The following is a 20960-nucleotide window of genomic DNA, read 5'->3' on the forward strand; positions in this document are numbered from 1 at the left end:
CAACCACCCTATGATGTAACGCCACTTTAGATAGCAATATCTATCGGGGATTAAAGGTCGGAGGTGTAAGCCGTTAGTACGACTGGGCAGTTACAAGCCCATGACCTTTAGGTCGTGGGTAGTTGACTTTAATGAACAGCATAGACTTCTGGGCAATCCCATTATTACCCAAAAAAAATTTAAATACTAATTTCATCTGCAGCCAAAGAACAGAAAACCAGAAATTTAATAAAACAGAAAATGTGATGTCGGAGCGAGTAAAAATGCCGAGCAGGCATTTTCTACGCTGCGACTATCTTCACATTTTCTGTTTTATTAAATTTCTGGTTTTCGTTTCCTTAGCCTCATAAATTAGTATTAAAAAAAGAAAGGAAAAGTACTTGACAAAAATATTTGTGTCGTATATAATAGCCAACTGTAAAGCAAAACTACTTTACATGACATGAGGTGAGAGACTATTGGATAGAATAGTAGAGAAGTCATTACTTTTTGATTTTTATGGTGAATTGCTGACACAGCACCAGAAAGATGTTTATGGTGAATACATTCAGAATGATTTATCTCCTACAGAGATTGCATTAATTCGAGGAATCAGCCGGCAGGGTGCGCATGATTTGATTAAGAGATGTGAGAAGATTCTTACAGATTACGAGAATCGTCTTCATCTGGTAGAGCATTTTCAAAAAGTAAAGAAGACAGTAGCTTCCATTCATACATGTGCAGAAGAGATTGCGGAGTGTGATGATAAGTCCGTTGTCAGAGAAAAGATTGCACAGATTGCAGAACTGTCCAGTAAGATACTGGAAGAGTATTAAGAGCAGGGAGATTTTGTTATGGCATTTGAGAGCCTTACGGATAAATTACAGAATGTTTTTAAGAATTTAAGAAGCAAGGGCCGTCTGACAGAAGCTGACGTAAAGGAAGCGATGAAGGAAGTAAAGAGAGCCCTGTTGGAAGCGGATGTTAACTTCCGTGTAGTAAAATCCTTTGTCAAGACAGTAACTGACAGAGCGATAGGACAGGATGTTCTGACTGGACTTAATCCAGGTCAGATGGTAATAAAGATTGTAAAAGAAGAGATGGAATCTTTAATGGGTTCCGAGATGACAGAACTGGTAATTAAGCCGGGGAATGAGATAACCGTTTTTCTTATGGCAGGTCTTCAAGGTGCAGGTAAGACAACAACCTGTGCAAAGATTGCCGGACAGCTCAAGAAGAAAGGGAAAAAGCCTTTATTAGTTGCCTGTGACGTATATCGTCCGGCAGCGATCAAGCAGTTGGAAGTGAATGGTGCAAAGCAGGGAGTACCTGTGTTTACTATGGGAGATAAGCAGAATCCTGTAGATATTGCCAAGGCTTCTATTGAGCATGCCAGAGAGAATGACAATAATATTGTTATTTTGGATACTGCGGGTCGTCTTCATGTAGATGAGTCTATGATGGAGGAGCTGCAGAATATAAAAGCGAACGTTGATGTGACACAGACTGTATTAGTTGTAGATGCTATGACAGGTCAGGATGCAGTGAATGTAGCGAAGACTTTTGAAGAGAAGGTTGGCATCGACGGCGTTATCTTAACTAAGCTTGACGGTGATACCAGAGGTGGTGCGGCACTTTCTATCCGCGCGGTAACAGGTAAGCCGATATTATATGTAGGTATGGGTGAGAAACTCGAAGATTTACAGCAGTTTTATCCAGACCGAATGACAAGCCGTATTCTTGGAATGGGAGATATATTTACTCTTATTGAGAAAGCGGAGAATGCAGTGGATGAAGAAGAAGCAAGAAAGTTAGAGCAGAAGCTTCGAAAAGCAGAGTTTGGCTTTGATGATTTTCTTTCTCAGATGCAGCAGATTAAGAAGATGGGTGGTCTTACAGATATCCTTTCTATGATTCCAGGTGTAGGAAGCCAGCTTAAGAATGTAGACATAGATGATGGAGCGATGGACGGCATTGAAGCAATCATTTATTCTATGACACCGGAAGAGAGAGCAAACCCAAGTATTTTGAACCCTTCCAGGAAGAAGAGAATTGCAGCAGGAGCTGGTGTAAAGCTTCAGGATGTGAATAAGCTTTGCAAACAGTTTGAGCAGTCACGTAAGATGATGAAGCAGATGAATGGAATGATGGGAAAGGGTGGCCGCAGAAAAGGCGGATTTAACCTTGGTGGAATGAAGCTTCCATTTTAAATATAAATTTAAAAAGTTTAATTAACGATGGTATCCGGGTAACCGGTTCCAATATAGATGAATGAATTATACACAAATATTATGAAAGAGGTGAATCACATGGCAGTAAAAATGAGATTAAAAAGAATGGGTAAAAAGAGAAATCCTATCTATAGAATTGTAGTTGCAGATGCAAGATCTCCAAGAGATGGAAGAAACATCGACGAAATCGGTTTATACGATCCTAACCAGGAACCATGCGTAGTTAATATCGATGAAGAAGCAGCTAAAGACTGGCTTTCTAAAGGAGCTCAGCCAACAGACACAGTTGCAAGATTATTAAAGAATGCCGGTATTGAGAAATAATAACTGGAGGCTAATATAATGAAAGAATTAGTAAGAGTTATAGCAGTTTCTCTCGTTGATCATCCGGACGAAGTTGCTGTCACAGAGAAGGAGACAGAGAACTCCATTATCTTAGAATTACATGTTGCTCCAGATGATATGGGCAAAGTAATTGGCAAACAGGGACGTATTGCAAAGGCAATCCGTACGGTTGTAAAGGCAGCGGCATCCCGCGATGATAAAAAAGTGATAGTTGATATCGCACAGTAATAGGCATTTGAAATGTTACCTGTAAATATTTGAGCAGGTAACATTTTTTTCTATACAGGGAAGAATTCAACGGCAGAATGGAGATAATAAGGTATGGAAGATTTATTTCAGATTGGTATTATTACGGGAACACATGGACTGAAAGGTGAAGTCAAAGTTTTTCCAACAACAGATGATAAAGAAAGATTCCTCGACTTAGATACGGTCATTATTGACACAGGTAAGGAACTGGTTGAGAAGAAGGTGCAGTATTGTAAGTTTTTCAAACAGTTTGTTTTTGTAAAGTTTGAAGGACTGGATGATATTAATGACGTAGAAAAGTATAAGAGATGTCCTCTTAAAGTTACGAGAGAGAATGCTGTTCCATTAGAAGAGGATGAATACTATGTTGCAGATTTGCTGGGCCTTACGCTTGTTGACGAAAGTGGTGTAACGATCGGTGAGCTTGTTGATGTTATAGAGACTGGTGCGAATGACGTGTACGAAGTAAAAACATCCGATGGAGGTCATGTACTTCTTCCGGCAATCAAAGATTGTATTCTTGATGTGGATATGGATGAGAAAATTATTTTGGTTCATATGCTGAAAGGGCTGGTGGACTAATGAATTTCCATGTACTCACTCTGTTTCCGGATATGATTGAGGCAGGGCTTCATACGAGTGTAACCGGAAGAGCGTTACAGAATGGATATATTCATCTGAATGCGGTAAATATACGAGATTATTCCAAAGATAAACATAAACATGTGGATGATTATCCTTATGGTGGAGGAGCGGGAATGGTGATGCAGCCGGAACCGATTTATCTTGCGTATGAGGATATTACACAGAATATAGAGAAAAAACCAAGAGTAGTTTATGTGACACCACAGGGAGCTGTTTTTAATCAATCAATGGCGGAAGAGTTTGCTAAAGAAGAAGATCTGATTTTTCTATGTGGACATTACGAAGGGGTAGATGAAAGAATTTTAGAAGAAATCGTAACAGATTATGTATCGATTGGTGATTATGTCCTTACGGGCGGAGAACTGCCGGCAATGGTCATGATTGATGCGGTTTCCCGTCTTGTACCCGGAGTTTTGAATAATGAAGAATCTGCTGAATTTGAGTCGTTCCATGACAATCTTTTAGAGCATCCCCAGTATACAAGACCGGTAGAATTCCATGGGAAAAGGGTTCCGGATGTGCTTTTGTCCGGTCATCATGGTAATGTGGATAAATGGCGGCGGGAACAGTCGTTGAAGAGAACTTTAGAAAGACGGCCAGATTTGTTAGAGCAGGCTGACTTATCTAAAGATGATGAAAAGTATTTAAAAAAGTTAAAAAAAGACTTGCATGACCAGGCATAGTATGGTACACTTAACAAGTTGTGAAAAAAGGTGGTCCGCTTTTACATTTAGGTATTAAGAACACCGAGAATATATAGGAGGTCACACATGAAAGATATTATTAAAAGCATTGAAGATGCACAGTTAAAACCAGAAGTTGATAGTTTCCGCGTTGGAGATACAGTTCGTGTTTCTGCAAAGGTAGTAGAAGGTTCACGTGAGCGTATCCAGGTATTTGAAGGAACTGTTATTAAGAGACAGAACGGTGGAGCAAAAGAAACTTTCACAGTAAGAAAGTTCTCCAATGGTGTTGGTGTTGAGAAGACATGGCCATTACATTCTCCAATCGTTACAAAGATTCAGGTAGTAAGAAAAGGTAAAGTAAGAAGAGCTAAACTTTACTACTTACGTGAGAGAATCGGTAAGAAAGCTAAGGTAAAAGAATTAGTTAAATAGTATCACAAAAATCGGGGCGAGTATTTATACTTGCCCTGTTTTTCCATACAGATTTCCGGGAAACAGGTGAAAACAGATGAAAAATTATCGATATTTAGAAAGAAGAAATTTGATGATCCGCCGAATTGGTCTATGGGTCGGAGAGATTGCAGCAGCAATTCTGTTAGCATTTTTGGTTATTCAGTTTTGTTTTCAGACAGTAACCGTCCATGGGGATTCTATGCAACCTGCATATTATGATGGAGATACTGTGTTGGTAAATAAACTGGATTATCGATTCGGCAGTCCGAAGAGGCTTGATGCGGTTATTTTAGAACTTGAGAATGGCTCTACAACACATTATTCCGTAAAGCGGGTTATTGGTCTGCCGGGTGAAACTGTAAAGATAGAGAATGGAAAGATTTATATAAATAATAAAGAACTGAAAGGTTTTTCAGAGGAAGAAATCCTTTCAGCAGGTTTAGCTGCATATGATGTGGCACTGGAAGATGATGAGTATTTTGTGATGGGAGATAACTGTAATAACAGTGAAGATTCAAGAGTATCTAATATTGGAAACATCAAACGTTCACAATTTGTCGGTAAAATAACAGGTACGATTCATAAAGCAAAGAGACAGTAGGAAGAATAGCAGGAGGGAAAGAAATGCATTTTCAGTGGTATCCTGGTCATATGACAAAGGCCAGAAGAATGATGCAGGAGAATATCAAGTTAATTGATATTGTAGTGGAACTGGTAGATGCCAGAGTTCCGCTTAGCAGTAAAAATCCGGACATAGATGAACTGGCAAGGAATAAGTATCGTCTTATTGTGCTAAATAAGGCAGATATGGCAGATGCAAAAACAACGGCAGCGTGGCAGAGTTATTTTGAAGCAAAAGGTTTTTTTGTGGCAAAGGTGAACTCACAAAAAGGTGCCGGAATGAAAGAAGTAAAGTCTCTGATAGAAAAGGTCTGTCAGGAAAAAAAGGCAAGAGATAAAAAAAGAGGAATATTAAACCGTCCACTACGTGCGATGGTTGTAGGAATTCCGAATGTAGGAAAGTCTACTTTTATCAATTCTTTTGCAGGCAAAGCCTGTGCGAAGACAGGAAATAAGCCAGGTGTTACAAAGGGAAAGCAGTGGATTAAGATTAATAAGAATGTCGAGCTTTTAGATACGCCAGGTATTTTATGGCCGAAATTTGAAGATCAGGCAGTTGGACTCCGACTGGCATTAATTGGTTCTATTAAAGAAGAGATTCTTAATACAACAGAGATGGCAATTGCGTTTATTGATTTCCTGAAGAAAACCTATAAAGGGGTACTGGAAGAAAGATATGCTGTAGATGAGGGCAAAGAGAATTTAGAGATTCTTGAAGAAATTGCAAGAGTGAGAGGATGTCTGATGAAAGGAAATCAGATGGATATTGACAAAGCAGGACGACTTCTTTTAGAGGATTTCCGTTCCCTGCGTCTTGGCAAGTTGTCTTTGGAGGTGCCAGATGAGCAATAAAGAAATTGAAACAGAGAAGAACAGTGAGAAAGAAACGAGTGGGACAAAGGAAAACAGTACTGCAAAAAATATTTTAGGTACGATCGCATACATAGCCGGTGTCTGTATTTTTGTATTTCTTATTTTACATTTTGTAGGACAGAGAACAGTGGTTAATGGAAATTCTATGGATACCACATTGGCAAATGGACAGAATCTGGTTATGGATAAGCTTTCCTATCGTTTTCATGATCCAAAGAGATATGATATTATCATTTTCCCTGGACCAGAAGAAGAAGGAATGCATCCGTATTATATTAAGCGGATTATCGGAATGCCAGGTGAAACCGTCCAGATTAAAGATGGAAAGGTCTATATTAACGATAAAGAGCTAAAGAGTGATGTATATGGCATTACAGATTATATTGATTATCCGGGAATAGCCGAGGAGCCGGTGACATTAGGGAAGGATGAGTATTTCTGTTTAGGGGATAATCGTCCGGTCAGTCAGGATAGCCGTTATGAGATTGTTGGCCCCGTAAAGCGTTCACAGATTGTTGGCAAGGTATGGATAAGAATCTGGCCATTAAATAAGTTTGGAAAAGTTTCCTGATTTGATAAAGTATCTTAAAAAGTATCTTGAATGGAAGGTGTCTGCGAAATATGGCTAGAAGAGCAAGGAAGAACCAGGAAGTAAGACTGGGAAGGCGGCAGCGCAGAAGAAAAGAACAGAGAAGAAAGAACGTGAAAGAAGTGATTGGTACAATACTGTATCTTGTTATTTTATGTGCGATAGTATATTTTATACTTCACTATGTAGGACAGAGGACAGTTGTACGAGGAGATTCTATGGATACGACTCTCTCTGATGGACAGAACCTTATCATGGATAAATTATCCTACCGTTTTCATGAACCAGAAAGATATGATATTGTTATTTTTCCGGGACCGGAAGAATATGGAGAACACCCGTATTATATAAAGCGTATTATAGGGCTGCCGGGAGAAACGGTGCAAATAAAAAAGGGCAAGGTTTATATCAATGGAAAGAAGCTAAAAAGCGATATATACGGCATTACGGATTATATCGATGAGGCAGGTGTGGCAAAGAGTGCGCAAAAACTTGGTAAGGATGAGTATTTTTGTTTGGGAGATAACCGTCCTGTCAGTTATGACAGCCGCTATGAGGAGGTTGGTCCGGTACACCGTTCACAAATTATTGGTAAGGTATGGATAAGAATCTGGCCGTTAAATAAGTTTGGAAAGGTTTCTTAAAAAATGAAAAGTATTACTGCTATAAAAGAAGAATTTAAAAATCTTACCCCAGAAGAAATTTCTGCACAGATTGTATTGTATCAGAACGATGAAAGAAAAGGCGTACAGAGTTTTTTACTTTCTCAGAAAAAAAAGGTGGAAAAGTATTATCAGGAAGTAGAGAGAATAGAGAATCTGTGCCGGTTTGAGAAAGAATACAGTCAATATGAGTTTATTTGTGGAATCGATGAAGTGGGCCGGGGACCATTAGCAGGTCCGGTTGTAGCCGGAGCGGTTGTTTTGCCAAAAGAAAGCAGAATCTTATACATTAATGATTCAAAGAAGCTTTCTGCAAAAAAGAGAGAAGAATTATTTGAGGTAATTCAAAAAGAAGCGGTTTCTGTAGGAATCGGAATGGCTTCTCCAGAGCGTATTGATGAAATCAATATTTTACAGGCAACGTATGAAGCGATGCGCCAGGCGGTTGCAAATCTGTCTGTGAAGCCAAGTCTGTTATTAAATGATGCAGTAACGATTCCGGGAATGGACATGAAACAGGTTCCGATTATCAAGGGAGATGCCAAAAGTATTTCTATCGGAGCAGCAAGTATTATGGCAAAAGTTTACAGAGATCGTATGATGGAAGAGTATGATCATATTTTCCCAGGATATGATTTTGCATCCAATAAGGGATATGGTTCTAAGGAACATATCGAGGCGATACATCGACAGGGTCCATGTCCAATACATCGCCGCAGTTTCCTTAAAAACATTTGTGGGGAGCAGATTTAAAGGAATGGAGAAGGCAGCAGTGCGAAGAAATTACGGAATGGCTGCAGAGGAAGCAGCAGCTCTTTTTCTTGAGGAAAAGGGGATTCGCATACTGGAGAGAAACTTTCGAAGTTACCATGGAGAAATTGATATTATTGCGCTGGAAAAAGAAACCATTCTTATTGTGGAAGTAAAGATGAGAAGAAATAAAGAATGTGGTACTCCAGCAGAAGCAGTTAATTTAAAAAAACAAAAAAGAATCTGTTATACATTAAATTATTATCGTATGAAAAAACAGCTTATGGACACAACTGCTGTTCGATTTGATGTTATAGAAGTAGATAAAGATTTACAATGTCACTGGATAAAGAATGCATTTGAGTTTCAGGAATAAGTGTTGGATTGAATTAGAAACAGTGGAGAAAGCTATGAAGTTTGTATATGCTAATGAGAATCATTCGACAATGATAAATGAGAAAAATGGTGTAGTATTCCTTACATTTCCAAAGCTTGTGAAGGCTGGAGTATGTCATGGGTTTTCTACTCGAATCGGCGGTGTAAGTGAAGGATATCTTTCTTCAATGAATCTGTCATTTACTCGTGGAGACGATCCACAAAAAGTACAGGAAAATTTTCAAAGAATCGGAGAAGCAATTGGTTTTAATGCAGCAGATCTGGTGTTGTCTTCTCAGATTCATGAGACCAGAATTCGTAAAGTTACAGCAAAGGATAAGGGCGATGGCATTGTAAGAGAAACAGTGCCGGGAATTGATGCACTTATTACAGATGAGAAAGGGATTCCCCTCTATACTTCTTATGCCGATTGTGTTCCTCTTCTTTTTTATGATCCAGAACATCATGTGGCTGGAATGGCTCATTCTGGCTGGCGTGGTACTGTAAAAAAGATTGGAGCAAAGTTTGTAGTATATATGCAAAATGAATACGGAAGTAAGCCAGAGAATATTATTGCGGCAATTGGTCCGTCTATTTGTCGAAACTGCTATGAAGTTGGTGAAGAAGTTGCAGATGCATTTAAGAAAGTGTTTTTGCCGGAGGAAATACCGTTGATCATGGATGATAAAGGTAATGGAAAGTATCAGTTGGATTTATGGAAGGTAAATGAACTCATACTTACACAGGCGGGAATCCGTAAGGAGAATCTGGATATCACAGACATTTGTACCTGTTGTAATAGCGACAAGTTATTTTCACATAGAGCAAGTCATGGGAAAAGAGGAAATATGGGCTGTTTTATGTGTCTATAACTTTTTAAAATCTCGCAGCAAGAATGCCGAGGCATTCTTGAATTATGTGATTTATGTCAGGAATCTTTGAATAAATGGAGAAGAAGAATGAAAAAACATTTGCATATTATTGCCTCGGTTGAATCGGGAAGTATTGCTGAAGAACTTGGTTTAGAGCCGGGGGATGCCATAGAGGAAATCAACGGAAATGAAATAGAAGATATATTTGATTATCAATATTATGTGGAAGAAGAGTATTTAGATGTGCTGGTTCTCACAAAAGACGGGGAAGAGTGTGTATTGGAGATTGAGAAAGATGAGGACGAAGACTTAGGAATTACTTTTGAATCTTCTCTCATGGATGAATACCACTCCTGCTGTAATAAATGTATGTTCTGCTTTATTGACCAGATGCCTCCGGGAATGAGAGAAACACTTTACTTTAAAGATGATGATTCACGTTTGTCTTTTTTACAGGGGAATTATATTACATTAACCAATATGCGTGATAAAGACATCGAAAGAGTGATTCGGTATCATTTATCACCAATTAATATCTCTGTTCATGCAACGAATCCAGAGCTTCGATGTAAGATGCTTCACAATCGTTTTGCAGGAGATATTTTAGAAAAAATAGGACGACTTTATAAAGCAGGCATTCGCATGAACAGTCAGGTCGTACTGTGTAAAGGACTGAATGACGGAGAAGAACTTGATCGGACGATATCTGATCTTGGAAAGTTTCTTCCGTACATGGAAAGTTTATCTGTCGTTCCGGTTGGTCTTACAAAGTACAGAGAAGGGCTTGCTCCGCTTGAACTTTTTGAAAAAGAAGATGCAGGTAAAGTACTGAAGCAGATTCATAAATGGCAGGATTATTTTCGTGAAAATTATGGAACAACCTTTGTTCATGCAAGCGATGAATGGTTTATTCTCGCAGAACAGGAATTCCCAGATGAGGCGTATTATGAAGGCTATGGACAGCTTGAAAATGGTGTCGGTATGATGCGGCTTTTGCTAGAGGAAGTAAAAGAACGCCTTGAAGAACTTACCGGTGATAATCGGGAAAAACATGTGGCAATCGCGACAGCGAAACTTGCTTATCCAACGATTAAAAAGCTTGCAGCGGATGTGGAAAAGAAATTCCCTGGTATTAAGATAGCTGTGTACTGCATTATTAATAAATTTTTTGGTGAACATATTACAGTTTCGGGTCTTTTGACCGGACAGGATATTATTGCACAGTTAAAAGGAAAGATGCTTGGAGAGGAACTACTCCTTCCATGCAATGTGTTAAAAGCAGATGAGGATATTTTCCTTGATGACATTTCATTAAAGGAACTTTCCGATTCTTTACAAGTTCCCGTAAATATTATACAATCAGAGGGAAGAGACTTTGTTGATAAAATTATTACGATAGAGAATGGAGGAAATTATGAGTAAACCGGTTGTTGCGGTGGTAGGCCGCCCGAATGTAGGGAAATCTACGCTGTTTAATGCGTTAGCAGGAAGCAGGATTTCAATAGTAGAAGACACACCAGGAGTAACAAGGGACCGTATCTATGCGGAGGTCAGCTGGTTAGACTATCAGTTTACCCTGATTGATACCGGAGGAATTGAACCTGAGTCTGATGATATTATCATTTCACGAATGAGGGAACAGGCAGAGACAGCAATTATGACAGCAGATGTTATTTTGTTCCTTGTAGATGTACGTCAGGGACTTGTAGATGCAGATTTTAAAGTGGCAGATATGTTACGCCGTTCGCATCGTCCGGTTCTTCTTGTCGTAAACAAAGTAGATAACTTTGAAAAATATATGCCGGATGTCTATGAATTTTATAATCTTGGTCTTGGTGATCCGATTCCTGTTTCTGCACAGGGCAAACTTGGAATAGGTGATATGTTAGATCATGTAATTGAACAGTTTGAAACACCGGCACGAGAAGAGGAAGAGGAAGATGAACGTCCGAAGATTGCGGTAATCGGTAAACCGAATGCAGGTAAGTCTTCGATTATCAATAAGCTTCTTGGAGAAGAACGAGTGATTGTATCTCCGGTTGCAGGAACGACAAGAGATGCGATTGATACAACGGTAAAGCGTAATGGTCAGGAATATATCTTTATTGATACAGCGGGGCTTCGTAGAAAGAGTAAGATTAAAGAAGAATTAGAGCGTTACAGTATTATTCGTACCGTTACAGCCGTAGAGCGTTGTGATGTTGCCGTTTTGATTATTGATGCAACGGAAGGAATTACGGAGCAGGATGCAAAGATTGCAGGAATTGCCCACGAACGTGGTAAAGGTATGATTATTGCAGTGAACAAGTGGGATCTTGTGGAAAAAGATAATACCACGATGAAGAAGTTCACAGAAAAGATTCGCGAAAAGCTTTCCTATATGCCATATGCGGAACTGATTTTCCTTTCTGCAAAGACAGGACAGAGACTTCCAAAGCTTTTTGATATGATTGATGCCGTAATTGAAAACTGTGCCCTTCGTGTACAGACAGGTGTCTTAAATGAAATTCTTACCGAAGCAATGGCTATGAAGCAGCCACCATCAGATAAAGGTAAGCGTTTACGAATTTACTATATTACTCAGGTTTCTGTAAAGCCGCCGACATTTGTTATGTTCATTAACGAGAAGAAACTGACACATTTTTCATATACCAGATATATTGAGAATCAGATCCGTACGACATTTGGTTTTCGTGGTACTCCGATCCATTTCATCTATCGTGAGAGAAAGGAGAAGTAAATGACTGCTGTATATTATGTGCTTGTAATTGTGGTAGGCTATTTTTGCGGCTGCATTGAAAGTGGTTACCTTGTAGGAAAGTTATGCGGAATGGATATTCGTGACTATGGAAGCGGGAATTCTGGTACAACGAATGTACTTCGTGTACTTGGTAAAACTCGTGCATTACTTACTTTCCTTGGAGATGCATTAAAAAGCTTTGTTCCGGTACTTATTGTAAAGTTTGTATTATGTCCGGCTGTACCAGATTTGAATGCAGAACTGATTCAGCTTGTTACAGGGTTTGCGGCAGTAATGGGACATGATTATCCTGTTTTCTTAAAGTTTAAAGGAGGAAAAGGAATTGCGACAACAGCCGCCGCAATGATGGCTTTTGACTGGAGAATCGGTTTATGCTGTTTTATTATCTTTGTGACAGTCACAGCTGTAACAAGATATGTTTCCTTAGCTTCGATCCTATTATCAGCAGGTATCGTAGTAGAAATTCTTATTTTTCATCCAGGAAGATGGGATTTATTTGCGATGTGTGTCCTTTATGCATTTTTTGCAATTTATCGCCATAGAGCAAATATTGGCAGACTTTTATCTGGAACGGAAAGTAAGATCGGACAGAAAGTAAATGTTAATAAATAATAATTTCCGGTTTTAGATTGGAAAGAATAAAAACGATATATCTCATCTGAAGTTTTGAGATGCGTTCAAGATGCAAGAACATTTTTTACGCAGCATTTACAGAACAGGTGGGATATATCGTTTTTTGTTTTTCTTTTATTTGAAACGTAGACAGGAACTCTTAGATATGACGCTGTGCAATGATAAAGTAAATGAAGGAAAATGAAATGTATTATGCGAAAGAAGATATAAAAAATACTATCTCTTGACAAATTTAACTTTAATGATAGAATAATAACGGGAATAAAATGAAGTTTTTAAAAATGATTTATGCAATTCAGGTTGCTCGACTTGAAAGTCAGGATACTTTTGGAAACTATGCTATACTATATGGGTTTTTATAGATTGTGAATTGCCGTCATATTAATAAAAGAAATGGAGATAGAACTATGGAAATGGATAACCGCTCAGTTCGGCTGAACAAAAAATCAAATTTATTGAAATTAGATGAATATATGTACCCGCTGGTTGATACGGATAAGCCTAATGTATTCCGTAATCTGTTCCCGTATGAGGAAGTGCCGAAAATAGCCTTTAATGACCGAATCGTACCTCATGAAATGCCGGAAGATATCTGGATTACGGATACAACTTTCCGCGATGGACAGCAGTCAAGAACGCCGTATTCAACAGATCAGATCGTGCATATATATGATGCATTCCACCGCTTAGGAGGACCGAAAGGAATTATTCGTCAGTGCGAATTTTTCTTATATAGTAAAAAAGATAGAGATGCGGTATATAAATGTATGGAAAAGGGTTATAAATTTCCTGAAATTACAAGCTGGATTCGTGCAAGTAAGAAAGACTTTGAATTAGTAAAAGAAATTGGTTTAAAAGAAACCGGAATTCTTGTAAGCTGTTCTGATTACCATATTTTCTATAAAATGAAAATGACAAGAAAACAGGCGATGGAACATTATTTAGGCGTTGTAAGAGAATGTCTTGAAACCGGAATCAGTCCAAGATGCCACCTGGAAGATATTACCCGTTCTGATATTTATGGATTTGTTATTCCATTTTGTCTGGAGCTTATGAAATTAAAAGATGAGTATGGTATTCCTGTAAAAATTCGTGCCTGCGATACGATGGGATATGGAGTAAACTTCCCAGGAGCTGTGATTCCACGTTCTGTGCCGGGAATTATTTATGGATTAAAAGAACATGCCGGAGTACCATCAGAATTACTAGAATGGCATGGTCATAATGATTTCTATAAAGCAGTGAATAATTCTACAACAGCATGGCTTTATGGAGCATCTGCTGTAAACAGTGCATTATTTGGAATCGGTGAACGTACAGGAAACACCCCGCTTGAGGCAATGGTATTTGAATATGCCCAGCTTCGTGGAACATTAGACGGAATGGATACTACAGTTATTACAGAACTGGCAGAGTATTATGAGAAAGAGATTGGATATCACATTCCGGAAAGAACACCGTTTGTAGGAAAGAACTTTAATGTGACAAGAGCCGGAATCCATGCAGATGGTCTTCTTAAAAATGAAGAAATCTATAACATATTTGATACAGATAAATTGTTAAACCGTCCGGTGCTTGTAGCGGTATCAAATACAAGCGGACTTGCTGGAATTGCCCATTGGATAAATACTTACTATCGCTTAAAGGGAGATAAGGCAGTAGACAAGAAGAGTCCACTGGTAGCCGAGGTAAAGAAGTGGGTTGATCAGGAATATGAAACAGGTCGAGTAACTGCAATTACAGATGGCGAATTAGAAAAAGTAATTAAAGAAAGCAGCAAAAAATTAAATGTTAACCTAATCCCATAAATCAGTTAAAAACAGAACTTAATACGAAGGATTTAAAGTAGACAGAAAAAATAAAAAAACGATATATTCCAGATGCAATTACAGGGCGGAGGAATATATCGTTTTTCTGTCTATATCGAATCTACAAATTAAAAATTATTCTGATAATTCTTCCCATTTGTCATAGAGTTCTAGTAAGGTAGATTCATTTTCTTCAAATTTAGTATTGAGTTCCATAAGTTTTGATACATTGGTAGCATTTTCAGGTAATGCCATTTCATTTTTTAACTGATCATTTTCTGCTTCTAAGCGACTGATTTCTTTTTCTGTCTTCTTTAAATCGTTGGCACGCTTACGCTGTTTTGCGGCCTCTTCACGCGAACGTTTCCAGTCCTCCTTGGCTTTTTCTGGAGAAGGGGCAGGAGATTTATCAGCGGAGGCAGCAAGTGTGATGTTATCGCTGTCAGCAGATACGTTTCCAGCTTCTTTTTGTTCTAAGTAATAGTTGTAGTTGCCTTTATAGTTTACGATGCCTTCTGGGGATAAGTCCAGGATTCTTGTGGCTGTTTGATTAATGAAGTAACGGTCATGGGAAACGTAAAATACAGTTCCCTCATAGTTGTTAATCGCTTCTTCTAAAATTTCTCTGGACTGGATGTCTAAATGGTTGGTCGGCTCATCAAGAATGATGAAGTTCGCATTGGAAAGCATGAGTTTAGCGAGAGAAACTCGTCCTTTTTCGCCACCACTCAAAGTGCCGATGACCTGAAATACATCTTCGCCGGTAAAAAGAAAGGCAGCAAGAACATTTCGGATGCGGGTATTAGTCAGCTTTGGATAGGCATCAGAAATTTCATCAAAAATTGTTTTGGAATCGTCTAATACATGTTGTTCCTGATCATAATAACCGATAGAGACCTTAGAGCCATAGCGGATTTTTCCAGAGTCAGCACGAAGCTGGCGGTTAATGATTTTTAAAAGAGTGGTTTTTCCGGTACCGTTGGCACCGAGGAGTCCAACAACTTCCCCACGTTTAATCTGAACATTTAAATTACGGAATAAAGCCTTATCACCAAAAGATTTGGAAAGTCCCTCAATAGTAAGAACATCGTTTCCACTAAGTACTTCCGGTTCTAAAGTGATACGCATCTTACTATTTAAAGTCACAGGTTTATCGACAAGTTCAATTTTACTAAGCATTTTCTCCCGGCTTTCCGCACGTTTGATGGACTTTTCACGATTGAAAGAGCGAAGCTTTGTGATTACCTCCTCCTGATGGTGGATTTCCTGTTGCTGATTCATGTAAAGTTTCATCTGGGCATCACGCTGTGCTTTTTTCTTTTCGGCGTAAGCACTGTAGTTGCCGTTAAATACCTGACTGTTTCCACGCTCGATCTCGATTACTTTATCAACAACTTTATCAAGAAAATAGCGGTCATGGGAAACAATAAGCACCGCACCCCGGTAGTTAGAAAGGAAAGTTTCTAACCAGCGAATGGATTCCATATCAAGGTGGTTAGTCGGCTCATCAAGTAAAATGAGATCTGGGTGCATCAGAAGAATACGGCTGAGTGCTACGCGGGTTTTCTGCCCTCCAGAAAGAGTATGGATTGGTGTGTCAAACTGGCTTTCATCAAAGCCGAGGCCTTTTAATACACCGGTAATTTCGCTTTTCCAGGCATAACCGTTTGCCTTCTCAAAGTGGTCAGTAAGACGGGAATAACTTTCCATTGCTCTTTCTAATGCTTCACCGGACAAAGTACTGATATCTTTTTCTAATTGACGTATTTTCTTTTCCATTTCGATGATATCTTTTTTTGCATCAAGCATTTCTTCATAAATGCTGCGATGAGAACTTACGTCGATGACCTGGGATAAGTAGCCATAAGTAGAGCCTTTCTGAAAGATAACCTCCCCATGATCTGCCTCATATTCTCCAGTGATAATTTTGAAAAGAGTTGTTTTACCGGCACCGTTGATACCGATTACAGCAGCCTTTTCCCCTTCATTAATTAAAAAATTAACATTATTTAATACGGATTTTCCTCCGAATGCTTTTTCGATTTTCTGACAGGCTAAAATCATAATAACCTCCAAATTGATTATATTATTATATAGAAGAAATATTTCTGATGTATTTTATCATGAAAGAAATAATAAGTAAATAAGTGTTGGAATTTTTAACAATCCTATTTGACATTAAAACTATTTTTGTATATAATTGATTAAGTAAAACTTGAGAATGGGAATTTTTTATCAAAGGGAGGATCTTATGCCAGACAATAAAGCAGTTGTAAAAACAGGGAATGAAAAGTCAATTTCTCCGGCAGTGATAAAAAGATTACCCCGGTACTATCGGTATCTTGGAGATTTACTGAAGAAGGATGTTGTTCGTATTTCTTCGAAGGAACTGAGTCAGAGAATGAACGTCACTGCTTCTCAGATTCGTCAGGATTTAAATAATTTTGGTGGGTTTGGTCAGCAGGGGTATGGTTATAATGTAGAGTATCTTTATAATGAGATGGGTAAGATTCTGGGTCTGGATAGAACAAATAACATCGTTATCGTAGGTGCGGGTAATCTTGGTCAGGCGTTGGCGAATAACCAGGATTTTGACAGTAATGGATTTAAAATTATCGGACTTTTCGATGTGAATCCAAGATTAATTGGTATGACAGTGCGGGGTGTGGAAGTATATGATATCGACATGCTGGAAACATTTTTAAAAGAGCATGAGGTAATGATTGCTGCATTAACGTTACCGAAGTCAAAAGCAGTAAAGGTTGCAGAAAAGTTAGTTGATTTAGGAATTAAGGCATTATGGAACTTTGCACCAGTAGATTTACATTTTTCAGAAGATATTCTGGTTGAGAATGTACATCTTGCAGAGAGTATTATGACATTGTCTTATAGAATTCACAGTCAGAATCAATAGAATAATTATTACAAAGTATATATTGTAAAAGAAAGTAAAGAGATGAAAAGCTGTGTGATAGAAAGCATTGTTTTTCATCTCTTTTTGCTGACTGCTCAATCGCAAATTACGTATGTATGCTCGGAATCTTCTTACAACAGTAAGTACAGCAACGACTCTGGGGTACATTTTTTAAGAAACAGGAGGTTTAAAGATGCGTTACGTTGCTTCGAGAGAAGAAATGCAGCAGATTGATGCGTATAGTATAAATACGATGGGGATTCCTGGTATTGTTTTAATGGAAAAGGCGGCGCTTGCTTTAGAAGAAGTCTTTTTAGAGAGAGTATCAACAAAGAGTCATGTACTTATTGTTACGGAAAAGGGCAATAACGGTGGAGATGGTCTGGCACTTGGGCGTCTTTTATTAGAAGATGGATACAATGTTGATTTTTATGAAATCGGAGCGATTCCACATGATTCAGATTCTCATCAGATTCAGAAGAAAGTTTTAGAGCAGATGGAAGCGCAGTTTTTGATGGAGTTTCCAGAAGAAGAATATGATGTGATCGTCGATGCTGTTTTCGGTGTCGGATTAAAAAGAGAAGTAGCTGGACAGCACAGAGAAGTGATCGAGAGAATGAATCAGAAGAAAGCGTTAAAAGTAGCGGTTGATGTGCCATCGGGTGTAGATGCTTCAACAGGACAGATTCTTGGTATAGCTTTTTGCGCGGATTTGACGGTTACGTTTGGACTACTAAAAGCTGGGCTGCTCCTGTATCCGGGAGCGGATATCAGTGGAGAAGTTATTGTAAAGGAAATTGGATTCCCAAACAAAGCGGTAGAAAAAATTGCTCCGAAGATGATTTCTTTTGTAAAAGAGGATCTTGCTCTGCTGCCAGAACGAAAAGCCTGGACGAATAAGGGAAATTATGGGAAGGTATTATTGATTGCTGGGGCGAAAAACATGGCTGGAGCAGCAGTTTTAAGCGGAACGGCAGCTTATAAAAGCGGAAGTGGGCTGGTACGGATTTTTTCCTGTGAAGAAAACCGGGTAATTTTACAAGAAAAGCTTCCGGAAGCGATTCTTACAACATATGATTCAGAAGAAAAGGCGGGAGAGATTTTGCCGGAAGCGATTTCCTGGGCATCAGTTATCGGTATTGGTCCAGGAATTGGACAGAGTATATTTGCCAGAAGATTATTAAAGCAGGTTCTTGCATTGGGAAAAGTCCCGCTTGTGATTGATGCGGATGGATTAAATAATCTGGCTGTTTTATTGAAAAATGATAGAGAGATAAAACAATTATTCTATGAATATAAGAGTGGAATCATATTAACGCCACATCTAAAAGAGATGTCCAGGCTGATAGAAGAAGAAATAACGGAGATTCAGAGTAATCTGCCAAAAGCAGCGATGAAGATAGCAGATCAAGATCATATAATCGTCCTAAAAGATGCAAGGACAATTGTATCTGATGGAAATGCTCCTTCATATATTAATATGAGTGGAAATAATGGGATGGCAACAGGCGGAAGCGGTGATGTTTTAACCGGAATAATTTGTGGTTTTCTGGCAGGTGGGCTTAGTTTGTTAACTGCAGCACGATTAGGAGTGTATTGTCATGGACTTGCGGGAGATGCCGCCTCAAAAGAAAAGGGATATTATAGTGTACTTGCAGGAGATTTGCCGAATTATCTGGAAAAAGTTTTGAAATAAAAAATTTCAGGGGAAAGATCAAAAAGAAAAAATCAGAAAGAAAAAAATCATCAGAATACTCATGATGTTTACTGGAAATACTTCATTTAGAAAGAAAAGTAAAATGGAGTGAGTGAAAATGATGATAAAACGGGGAGATATTTATTATGCGGATCTGCGTCCGGTTGTAGGCTCAGAACAGGGTGGTGTTCGTCCGGTTCTCATTATTCAAAATGATGCAGGAAATCGCCATAGTCCTACAGTAATCTGTGCAGCGATCACGAGCCGGATGAATAAGGCAAAGCTGCCAACTCATGTGGAGCTTTCTGCAGCAGAATGTGATATTACAAAAGACTCTGTCGTACTATTAGAACAGATACGTACCATTGATAAACAGCGGTTAAAAGAACGTGTATGCCATCTTGACACAGATACACTAAAAAGAGTAAACTATGCCTTAAAAATCAGTTTAGAACTGATTACATAAAGGTAATTTAAGAATGTTCTGACATTCTTGAATTTTAAGTAGATTGATAACACAAAGGAGAACAACAATGAATTTTGAACCAGCAGAAAAAATGAAAAATTTTGAAGCAGGAATTTTTCAGATTTTAGATAAAAAAAAGAAAGAATTAGAAAAACAGGGAAAAAAGATTTATAATTTTTCTGTAGGTACACCGGATTTTGAAACACCGGAATGTGTAATGAAAGCAGTGTCAGAAGCTTGCCTTCATCCGGAAAATTATCATTATTCTTTAGGAGAAACAGAAGAACTTTTAGAAGCGGTCGTTCATCGTTATAAAAAAAGATATTATATAGATATTGCCAAAAACGAAATCATGTCAGTTTATGGATCCCAGGAAGGGATGGCACATATTTTTCTCCCGCTGATTAACCCGGGAGATATCGTACTTTTACCGAATCCAGGCTATCCTATTTTTTCAACGGGAGCATTTATTGCACAGAGTAACCAGTGGTTTTATCCATTAACAGAGGAAAATAATTATCTTCCGGATTTTGATGCTATTCCGCAGGATGTAAAAGAAGCAGCCAAAATCATGGTTGTATCTTATCCGGCGAACCCTATTTGCAAAACGGCACCAGATGAATTTTATGAGAAATTGATTGCATTTGCAAAAGAAAATAATATATTAATTATTCATGATAATGCCTACTCTGACATTATATACGATGGGAAAGAAGGAAAGTCTTTCCTCTCATTTCCGGGAGCAAAAGAAGTTGGTGTGGAATTCTATTCTCTGTCTAAAAGCTATAATTATACAGGTGCAAGAATGTCTTTTGTAATTGGTAATGCAAAAGTTATTGAAGTGTTTAAACGTTTCCGTTCCCAGATAGATTATGGAATTTTCCTTCCGGTACAGGCAGGTGCCGTAGCAGCACTTTATTCTGATGATACAGCAGTAAAAGAACAATGTGCGGCATATCAGGAAAGACGAGATGCTTTATGTGGAGGACTTCGTGAAATTGGCTGGAACATTCCAGACAGTGAAGGAACAATGTTTGCATGGGGACCGTTACCAAAAGGTTATGCTAATTCCAATGAATTTGTTATGGAACTCATGGAAAAGACCGGAGTAATCTGTACACCGGGAAGCAGCTTTGGAAGTCTGGGAGAAGGATATGTTCGTTTTGCTCTTGTACTACCCCCATCAGAAATAAAAAAAGCAATTGATAGCATCAAAGAGTCCGGAATTATCAAAGAGTAACCACTTGACTACATGATAAAACGGTGATAAACTTAGAAAAGTTATGCCTATAAAGAGTATTTGCAACTATTCAAAGCATTATAGATGCGTTGATTCTTGGCATTGAATAGTT

The 20960-nt window shown here is 38.5% G+C and carries 23 protein-coding genes; 22 read left to right on the forward strand and 1 reads right to left on the reverse strand.

Annotation, left to right across the window (positions count from 1 at the left end):
* The first annotated feature begins 458 nt into the window (after window positions 1-458).
* The 18 genes from ylxM (at window position 459) to FYJ25_RS01540 (ending at window position 14532) form a co-directional block, all read left to right on the forward strand.
* The gene (gene ylxM, locus FYJ25_RS01455) at window positions 459-815 is read left to right on the forward strand and encodes a YlxM family DNA-binding protein (protein WP_154580358.1); all 357 of its coding nucleotides are present in this window, start codon (window positions 459-461) and stop codon (window positions 813-815) included.
* An 18-nt stretch (window positions 816-833) separates the two neighbouring features.
* Window positions 834-2189 (forward strand): signal recognition particle protein, encoded by a 1356-nt coding sequence (gene ffh, locus FYJ25_RS01460; protein WP_154580359.1) that lies wholly within the window; start codon window positions 834-836, stop codon window positions 2187-2189.
* A 99-nt stretch (window positions 2190-2288) separates the two neighbouring features.
* Window positions 2289-2534, forward strand: a complete 246-nt coding sequence (gene rpsP, locus FYJ25_RS01465) for a 30S ribosomal protein S16 (RefSeq protein ID WP_021908295.1) — start codon at window positions 2289-2291, stop codon at window positions 2532-2534.
* Window positions 2535-2552: 18 nt separating this feature from the next.
* Window positions 2553-2783 (forward strand): KH domain-containing protein, encoded by a 231-nt coding sequence (locus FYJ25_RS01470; RefSeq protein WP_096239424.1) that lies wholly within the window; start codon window positions 2553-2555, stop codon window positions 2781-2783.
* 93 nt (window positions 2784-2876) lie between these two features.
* Window positions 2877-3386, forward strand: coding sequence for a ribosome maturation factor RimM (gene rimM, locus FYJ25_RS01475; RefSeq protein WP_096239425.1), 510 nt, complete (start codon window positions 2877-2879; stop codon window positions 3384-3386).
* Window positions 3386-4132, forward strand: a complete 747-nt coding sequence (gene trmD, locus FYJ25_RS01480) for a tRNA (guanosine(37)-N1)-methyltransferase TrmD (RefSeq protein WP_021908292.1) — start codon at window positions 3386-3388, stop codon at window positions 4130-4132. Before rimM ends, trmD begins: the two co-directional genes overlap by 1 nt.
* An 87-nt stretch (window positions 4133-4219) precedes the next feature.
* On the forward strand, window positions 4220-4567 hold the full coding sequence (rplS, locus tag FYJ25_RS01485; protein ID WP_021908291.1) for a 50S ribosomal protein L19: 348 nt from the start codon (window positions 4220-4222) through the stop codon (window positions 4565-4567).
* Between the two features lie 76 nt (window positions 4568-4643).
* Window positions 4644-5189 (forward strand): signal peptidase I, encoded by a 546-nt coding sequence (gene lepB / locus FYJ25_RS01490; protein WP_096239427.1) that lies wholly within the window; start codon window positions 4644-4646, stop codon window positions 5187-5189.
* Between the two features lie 23 nt (window positions 5190-5212).
* Window positions 5213-6061 (forward strand): ribosome biogenesis GTPase YlqF, encoded by an 849-nt coding sequence (gene ylqF, locus FYJ25_RS01495; RefSeq protein WP_096239428.1) that lies wholly within the window; start codon window positions 5213-5215, stop codon window positions 6059-6061.
* Entirely contained in the window at window positions 6051-6653 is a 603-nt protein-coding gene (lepB, locus tag FYJ25_RS01500; protein ID WP_096239429.1) for a signal peptidase I, read from the forward strand. Before ylqF ends, lepB (FYJ25_RS01500) begins: the two co-directional genes overlap by 11 nt.
* Window positions 6654-6703: 50 nt before the next feature.
* Window positions 6704-7315: a signal peptidase I gene (gene lepB / locus FYJ25_RS01505; RefSeq protein WP_096239430.1), complete on the forward strand. Its 612-nt coding sequence runs from the start codon at window positions 6704-6706 to the stop codon at window positions 7313-7315.
* 3 nt (window positions 7316-7318) lie between these two features.
* Window positions 7319-8086, forward strand: a complete 768-nt coding sequence (locus FYJ25_RS01510) for a ribonuclease HII (RefSeq protein WP_096239431.1) — start codon at window positions 7319-7321, stop codon at window positions 8084-8086.
* A gap of 4 nt (window positions 8087-8090) precedes the next feature.
* Complete coding sequence (locus tag FYJ25_RS01515; RefSeq protein WP_154580360.1) at window positions 8091-8459, forward strand: YraN family protein; 369 nt, start codon at window positions 8091-8093, stop codon at window positions 8457-8459.
* Window positions 8460-8493: 34 nt separating this feature from the next.
* Entirely contained in the window at window positions 8494-9330 is an 837-nt protein-coding gene (gene pgeF, locus FYJ25_RS01520; protein WP_154580361.1) for a peptidoglycan editing factor PgeF, read from the forward strand.
* An 87-nt stretch (window positions 9331-9417) separates the two neighbouring features.
* On the forward strand, window positions 9418-10752 hold the full coding sequence (locus FYJ25_RS01525; RefSeq protein WP_154580362.1) for a DUF512 domain-containing protein: 1335 nt from the start codon (window positions 9418-9420) through the stop codon (window positions 10750-10752).
* On the forward strand, window positions 10745-12070 hold the full coding sequence (der, locus tag FYJ25_RS01530) for a ribosome biogenesis GTPase Der (RefSeq protein ID WP_021908282.1): 1326 nt from the start codon (window positions 10745-10747) through the stop codon (window positions 12068-12070). The genes FYJ25_RS01525 and der overlap by 8 nt, the downstream gene beginning before the upstream one ends.
* Window positions 12071-12703, forward strand: coding sequence for a glycerol-3-phosphate 1-O-acyltransferase PlsY (gene plsY, locus FYJ25_RS01535; protein ID WP_096239435.1), 633 nt, complete (start codon window positions 12071-12073; stop codon window positions 12701-12703).
* Window positions 12704-13137: 434 nt separating this feature from the next.
* Complete coding sequence (locus FYJ25_RS01540; RefSeq protein ID WP_096241550.1) at window positions 13138-14532, forward strand: hydroxymethylglutaryl-CoA lyase-like TIM-barrel protein; 1395 nt, start codon at window positions 13138-13140, stop codon at window positions 14530-14532.
* Between the two features lie 135 nt (window positions 14533-14667).
* On the opposite strand, the gene FYJ25_RS01545 is transcribed toward FYJ25_RS01540, so the two are convergent.
* Window positions 14668-16596: an ABC-F family ATP-binding cassette domain-containing protein gene (locus FYJ25_RS01545; RefSeq protein WP_154580363.1), complete on the reverse strand. Its 1929-nt coding sequence runs from the start codon at window positions 16594-16596 to the stop codon at window positions 14668-14670.
* A 187-nt stretch (window positions 16597-16783) separates the two neighbouring features.
* Here FYJ25_RS01545 and FYJ25_RS01550 point away from each other — a divergent pair, with 187 nt between their 5' ends.
* The 4 genes from FYJ25_RS01550 (at window position 16784) to FYJ25_RS01565 (ending at window position 20848) form a co-directional block, all read left to right on the forward strand.
* Window positions 16784-17446 carry a redox-sensing transcriptional repressor Rex gene (locus tag FYJ25_RS01550; RefSeq protein WP_154580364.1) on the forward strand — a complete coding sequence of 221 codons (663 nt, stop codon included), beginning with the start codon at window positions 16784-16786 and terminating at the stop codon, window positions 17444-17446.
* Window positions 17447-17639: 193 nt separating this feature from the next.
* Window positions 17640-19142, forward strand: a complete 1503-nt coding sequence (locus FYJ25_RS01555; protein ID WP_154580365.1) for an NAD(P)H-hydrate dehydratase — start codon at window positions 17640-17642, stop codon at window positions 19140-19142.
* 118 nt (window positions 19143-19260) lie between these two features.
* Complete coding sequence (locus FYJ25_RS01560; RefSeq protein ID WP_021908275.1) at window positions 19261-19608, forward strand: type II toxin-antitoxin system PemK/MazF family toxin; 348 nt, start codon at window positions 19261-19263, stop codon at window positions 19606-19608.
* Between the two features lie 67 nt (window positions 19609-19675).
* Window positions 19676-20848, forward strand: a complete 1173-nt coding sequence (locus FYJ25_RS01565; protein ID WP_154580366.1) for an aminotransferase class I/II-fold pyridoxal phosphate-dependent enzyme — start codon at window positions 19676-19678, stop codon at window positions 20846-20848.
* The last annotated feature ends 112 nt before the right edge of the window (window positions 20849-20960 follow it).

This window comes from Anaerobutyricum soehngenii (assembly GCF_009697165.1).
Lineage (GTDB): Bacteria > Bacillota > Clostridia > Lachnospirales > Lachnospiraceae > Anaerobutyricum > Anaerobutyricum soehngenii.

What these genes read in the sequence shown, in the direction of transcription:
- ffh (WP_154580359.1), top strand. Translation starts at nt 834, where the DNA reads ATGGCATTTGAGAGCCTTACGGATAAATTACAGAATGTTTTTAAGAAT.
- rpsP (WP_021908295.1), top strand. Translation starts at nt 2,289, where the DNA reads ATGGCAGTAAAAATGAGATTAAAAAGAATGGGTAAAAAGAGAAATCCT.
- FYJ25_RS01470 (WP_096239424.1), top strand. Translation starts at nt 2,553, where the DNA reads ATGAAAGAATTAGTAAGAGTTATAGCAGTTTCTCTCGTTGATCATCCG.
- rimM (WP_096239425.1), top strand. Translation starts at nt 2,877, where the DNA reads ATGGAAGATTTATTTCAGATTGGTATTATTACGGGAACACATGGACTG.
- trmD (WP_021908292.1), top strand. Translation starts at nt 3,386, where the DNA reads ATGAATTTCCATGTACTCACTCTGTTTCCGGATATGATTGAGGCAGGG.
- rplS (WP_021908291.1), top strand. Translation starts at nt 4,220, where the DNA reads ATGAAAGATATTATTAAAAGCATTGAAGATGCACAGTTAAAACCAGAA.
- lepB (WP_096239427.1), top strand. Translation starts at nt 4,644, where the DNA reads ATGAAAAATTATCGATATTTAGAAAGAAGAAATTTGATGATCCGCCGA.
- ylqF (WP_096239428.1), top strand. Translation starts at nt 5,213, where the DNA reads ATGCATTTTCAGTGGTATCCTGGTCATATGACAAAGGCCAGAAGAATG.
- lepB (WP_096239429.1), top strand. Translation starts at nt 6,051, where the DNA reads ATGAGCAATAAAGAAATTGAAACAGAGAAGAACAGTGAGAAAGAAACG.
- lepB (WP_096239430.1), top strand. Translation starts at nt 6,704, where the DNA reads ATGGCTAGAAGAGCAAGGAAGAACCAGGAAGTAAGACTGGGAAGGCGG.
- FYJ25_RS01510 (WP_096239431.1), top strand. Translation starts at nt 7,319, where the DNA reads ATGAAAAGTATTACTGCTATAAAAGAAGAATTTAAAAATCTTACCCCA.
- FYJ25_RS01515 (WP_154580360.1), top strand. Translation starts at nt 8,091, where the DNA reads ATGGAGAAGGCAGCAGTGCGAAGAAATTACGGAATGGCTGCAGAGGAA.
- pgeF (WP_154580361.1), top strand. Translation starts at nt 8,494, where the DNA reads ATGAAGTTTGTATATGCTAATGAGAATCATTCGACAATGATAAATGAG.
- FYJ25_RS01525 (WP_154580362.1), top strand. Translation starts at nt 9,418, where the DNA reads ATGAAAAAACATTTGCATATTATTGCCTCGGTTGAATCGGGAAGTATT.
- der (WP_021908282.1), top strand. Translation starts at nt 10,745, where the DNA reads ATGAGTAAACCGGTTGTTGCGGTGGTAGGCCGCCCGAATGTAGGGAAA.
- plsY (WP_096239435.1), top strand. Translation starts at nt 12,071, where the DNA reads ATGACTGCTGTATATTATGTGCTTGTAATTGTGGTAGGCTATTTTTGC.
- FYJ25_RS01540 (WP_096241550.1), top strand. Translation starts at nt 13,138, where the DNA reads ATGGATAACCGCTCAGTTCGGCTGAACAAAAAATCAAATTTATTGAAA.
- FYJ25_RS01545 (WP_154580363.1), bottom strand. Translation starts at nt 16,596, where the DNA reads ATGATTTTAGCCTGTCAGAAAATCGAAAAAGCATTCGGAGGAAAATCC.
- FYJ25_RS01550 (WP_154580364.1), top strand. Translation starts at nt 16,784, where the DNA reads ATGCCAGACAATAAAGCAGTTGTAAAAACAGGGAATGAAAAGTCAATT.
- FYJ25_RS01555 (WP_154580365.1), top strand. Translation starts at nt 17,640, where the DNA reads ATGCGTTACGTTGCTTCGAGAGAAGAAATGCAGCAGATTGATGCGTAT.
- FYJ25_RS01560 (WP_021908275.1), top strand. Translation starts at nt 19,261, where the DNA reads ATGATGATAAAACGGGGAGATATTTATTATGCGGATCTGCGTCCGGTT.
- FYJ25_RS01565 (WP_154580366.1), top strand. Translation starts at nt 19,676, where the DNA reads ATGAATTTTGAACCAGCAGAAAAAATGAAAAATTTTGAAGCAGGAATT.